The organism is Cupriavidus sp. 05T313 (assembly GCF_056396665.1).
Genome location: NZ_JBFTLX010000433.1, coordinates 1 through 4,137 on the forward strand (window position 1 = coordinate 1; position 4,137 = coordinate 4,137).

Sequence of the window (4,137 nt, forward strand, 5' to 3'; positions counted from 1 at the left end):
GTATTGGGTTGGGGGGCGGGTATGGTTATAAACGGTGTACTTACAGTTGGTATGCTAATGGCATTCATTTCCTATAAGGACGCATTTTCTTCCAGAATGCAGCGTTTCATCGATAACATCATGTCGGTTCGGATGCTTCGCCTTCACGTCGAGCGGCTTTCGGATATCGTGCTAACTGAGCAGGAAGAGACGACTGGCGTCATGCCCGAGCAGCTTGGAGAGTTCAACGATCACACGCCTCTCTCTCTGAAGCTGGAAAACATAGGCTTTCGCTATGGCAGCGGGAGTAATTGGGTGCTTCGGGATTTGAGCATCGAGTTCGTTCCGGGAGAACACGTTGCAATTGTTGGAGCCACCGGCTGCGGAAAGACAACGCTTGCAAAGATCATTTTGGGTCTACTGGAACCAACGGAAGGATCTTTGCGAATAAATGGAATTCCAGTACATCAATTCGGCCTTAGGAATTGGCGAAAAAAGGTTGCTGCTGTAATGCAGGATGATCAACTTTTTTCCGGTAGCCTGCAGGATAACATCTCCGGATTTGACGAGCACATTGACCGCGAACGCGTTTATGCCGCGGCGAAAGCGGCAAAGATCCATGACGAGGTGTTGGCCATGCCGATGGCATATCATTCCCTAACAGGCGATATGGGCAGTAGTCTTTCTGGCGGACAGAAACAGCGGGTGCTTCTGGCTCGTGCACTATATCGGCAAGCCAGGATTCTGGTGCTCGACGAGGCTACAAGCCATCTGGATGTGGAAACAGAGAGAGCAGTCAATGAAGCTATCCGCACCCTGACTGTAACACGCATCACGATTGCACACCGTCGGGAGACCATTGCGATGGCCGATCGCGTGATTGATATCACTGACTTCAGCGAACACGACCGATAGCTACCAATGATCGCGGATCAGAGCACTCTCGGRGAGATCTGGTTTTAGCTTCCATGGCCCGAGCATTGGTCGGATCGAGTTGGTAGATGCTCGCTACCTACGTCAATGCCCATCCTCGCTTGTCCGACCTCGGTAAACTCCCCATTTTCGCCTCCTGTCAGAAAGCGTGGTGCCGATATGCCGAGCAGACTTTCAAGGGAACAAACTTACCCAGCGGGAAGCAAAGCTCACCCATCAAGCCCAATGTTGTCTGCCGAAGCCAGTCTCTCGCAGAGGTAGCCCGTAGGCACACCGGAGGGGACACGGCCAAGCTGCGCACCAACGCCGAGAGCCTACTACCCTGCGACTGGTTCCTAGGCGCAAGTCGGCACGGCGCGGCGTGCCGGTTGCTCTCCCGCGCCGTTGATGAACAGGGTGGGGCAGCGCACGGCGGCCACCGCGGCGTCGCCGTTGGCGTAGGCGTTGCAGGCGGAGAAGTCGTTGTGGAAGACGTGGCCTTCGGGGTTGCGTTGTGCCACGCGTTCCATCAGGCGCTGGCTGCCGCCTTGCATCCACGAGCCCGGTCCCGGCGAGGAGGGCTTGTTGGCGAGGCTGGAGTGCGACCACGCATTGACCATGGCGATGGCCTGGTCCACGCGGTTGAGCGAGGCGTCGAGCAGGGCGTCGGCAACCTTCATCGGGTAGGCCGTGGCGAGCAGGGCGATGCCGCGCACCGCGTCAGGGTGGCGGGCGGCCGTTTCCAGCGCGATCAGCGAACCCATGCTGTGCCCGAACACCAGGGCGGGGGCGCTCACGCCGGCCGCGCGCACCAGTTCGATCACCCAGTCGGCCATGGCTTCGACTGTCTTGAGCGGCTCGCCTTCGCTGCGGTTGTGGCCGGGCAGGTCGACCGCCAGCACGCTGAAGCCGTGGTGCGCGAACCAGCGCGTCTGCAGGGCCCAGACGCTATGGTCGTTCTGTGCGCCGTGCACGAATACGGCGCAGGGCAGGGCGGGGTCGAAGGGTTTGCCGCCGGTGTAGGCATGGGCCTTGCGGCCTGCGATTGTCAGTTCCATCAGGCTTGGCCTCCCTTGCCGCTCATGGCTTTCTCCGCGGCCTTGAGGCCGCGCTTGAGGTCGTCGATCAGGTCGTCCGGGTCTTCCAGGCCGACCGACAGGCGGATGGTGCCTTCGCCGATGCCGGCCGCCTGCAGCGCCGCGGCGTCCATGCGGAAGTGGGTGGTGGAGGCGGGGTGGATCACCAGCGAGCGGGCGTCGCCCACATTGGCAAGGTGGGAGAACAGCGCCAGGCTCTCGATGAAGCGCTGGCCCGCGGCGCGGTTGCCCTTGAGGTTGAAGCTGAACACGGCGCCCGCGCCGCGCGGCAGCAGGCGCTTGGCGAGTTCGTAGTCCGGGTGGGATTCCAGTTCCGGATAGGCCACCGACTCGACCATCGGATGCGACACCAGGAACTGCACCACGCGGCGCGCGTTTTCCACGTGGCGGGCCATGCGCAGCGGCAGCGTCTCGATGCCCTGCAGCAGTTGCCAGGCGGCCATCGGGCTCAGGCAGGCGCCGAAGTCGCGCAGGCCCTCGCGCCGCGCGCGCAGCAGGAAGGGCGCCACCGTGCTTTCCTCGGTGAACACCATATTGTGGAAACCGGCATAGGGCTCGGACAGTTCCGGGAAGCGCCCGGAGGCCTCGAAGTCGAACGTGCCGCCTTCCACCAGCACGCCGCCGATGGTGGTGCCGTGGCCGCCCAGGAACTTGGTGGCCGAGTGGTAGAGCAGGCCGGCGCCGTGGTCGAAGGGCTTGAGCAGGTAGGGCGTGGTGAACGTGGAGTCGACCAGCAGCGGGATGCCATTGTCCTGGCCGAGCTGGGCCAGGGTCGGGATGTCCAGCACGTCCAGCCCGGGATTGCCCAGGGTCTCGCCGAACAGCAGTTTCGTCTCCGGCCGGATCGCCGCGCGCCAGGCGTCGATATCGCGCGCCTGCACGAAGGTGGTCTCGATGCCGAAGCGGCGCAGCGTGTAGTGCAGCAGGTTGTGCGAGCCGCCGTACAGGGCGCTGGACGCCACTACGTGCGAGCCCGCGCCCATCAGGGTGGCCACCGCCAGGTGCAGCGCAGCCTGGCCCGAGGCCACGCCGATCGCGCCGGCGCCGTTCTCGAGGGCGGCGACGCGCTCTTCGAAGACGGCTACGGTCGGGTTGGAGATGCGGGAGTAGACATGGCCCGCGCGCTCCATATTGAACAGCGAGGCGGCATGCTCGCTGTCGCGGAAGACGAAGGATGTCGTCAGGTGGATGGGCGTGGCCCGTGCCCCCGTGGCGGGGTCGGGGGCGGCGCCTGCATGCAGCGCGAGGGTGTCGAAACGGGTACCGGACATGGCGTTAAAGGCTAGAGTTGTCTCCGGTGCGCATCGTAGCATCCGCTGCCGCCGGCGAGCACGGCAAATAGCCCTGGCGGCGCTGGCGGCACCCCGTGCTTTACTTGGGCGGCCGGTTTCGGCTAGGATCGGCGCATCAGGCCGTGCCGGGCGCGGCAGGCAATACACAGCAAAACAGTAGTTTCAGCAAGCGGAGACCATCATGAAAGTCAGCGACATCCTGCAAATCAAGGGCAACACGCTCTATACGGTGAAGCCGGAGACGTCACTGCTGCTGGCGGTCAATATCATGGCCGAGCACGATATCGGCTCGCTGGTGGTGATGGAGTACGGCGACCTGGTGGGCATGCTGACCTTCCGCGAGATCATCAAGACCCTTTCCGCCAATGGCGGCAGCGTCGGCACCACCAGCCTGCGCAAGGTCATGGACGATGCGCCGCTCACCTGCACCATGGAGACCGACGTCAACGAAGTCCGCCGCATGATGCTGGAGCGCCACACGCGCTACCTGCCGGTGCTGGACAACCGCACCCTGATGGGTGTGATTTCCTTCTATGACGTCGCCAAGGCCGTGGTGGAGGAGCAAAGCTTCGAAAACCGCATGCTCAAGGCTTATATCCGCGACTGGCCGGAAGAAAAGACCGATTGAGCCTCCGCGCCGGCGCGAGGATCGGAGTGCTTCCGGGGGGCGATGCCGTACGGCGGTTGAGGCTTGGTGGGCCCCGGCAGGGCGGGGCGCGGTCGAGATGCGTATTGCACGGTACCGCAAGCATCCCTTGCAATGGCATGCCCGCCGCCGTGCGAGCATTGTCAGCGACGTCGCCGGGCGCCCACCGGGCCGCCCGGTTCGCCGGGGTCACCTCTTTCCTGCCTACATG

At 63.3% G+C, this 4,137-nt stretch carries 3 protein-coding genes and 1 pseudogene; 2 read left to right on the plus strand and 2 right to left on the minus strand.

The genetic code is table 11. From position 1 onward, the window contains the following. On the plus strand, positions 1-894 hold an 894-nt coding region (locus AC1DKD_RS40380; RefSeq protein WP_477144661.1), incomplete at its 5' end, for a peptidase domain-containing ABC transporter. A 395-nt stretch (positions 895-1,289) separates the two neighbouring features. On the opposite strand, the pseudogene AC1DKD_RS40385 reads toward AC1DKD_RS40380, so the two are convergent. Together AC1DKD_RS40385 and AC1DKD_RS40390 are read right to left on the minus strand one after the other, a co-directional pair. Continuing rightward, positions 1,290-1,949, minus strand: a pseudogene (locus AC1DKD_RS40385) (alpha/beta fold hydrolase); the annotation flags it as partial. Further along, positions 1,949-3,259, minus strand: a complete 1,311-nt coding sequence (locus AC1DKD_RS40390; protein ID WP_276290389.1) for an O-acetylhomoserine aminocarboxypropyltransferase — start codon at positions 3,257-3,259, stop codon at positions 1,949-1,951. The gene AC1DKD_RS40390 and the pseudogene AC1DKD_RS40385, both read right to left, overlap by 1 nt. A 202-nt stretch (positions 3,260-3,461) precedes the next feature. Between AC1DKD_RS40390 and AC1DKD_RS40395 the strand changes: the two genes are divergently transcribed. Continuing rightward, on the plus strand, positions 3,462-3,908 hold the full coding sequence (locus tag AC1DKD_RS40395) for a CBS domain-containing protein (protein WP_045240037.1): 447 nt from the start codon (positions 3,462-3,464) through the stop codon (positions 3,906-3,908). Positions 3,909-4,137: the final 229 nt, after the last annotated feature.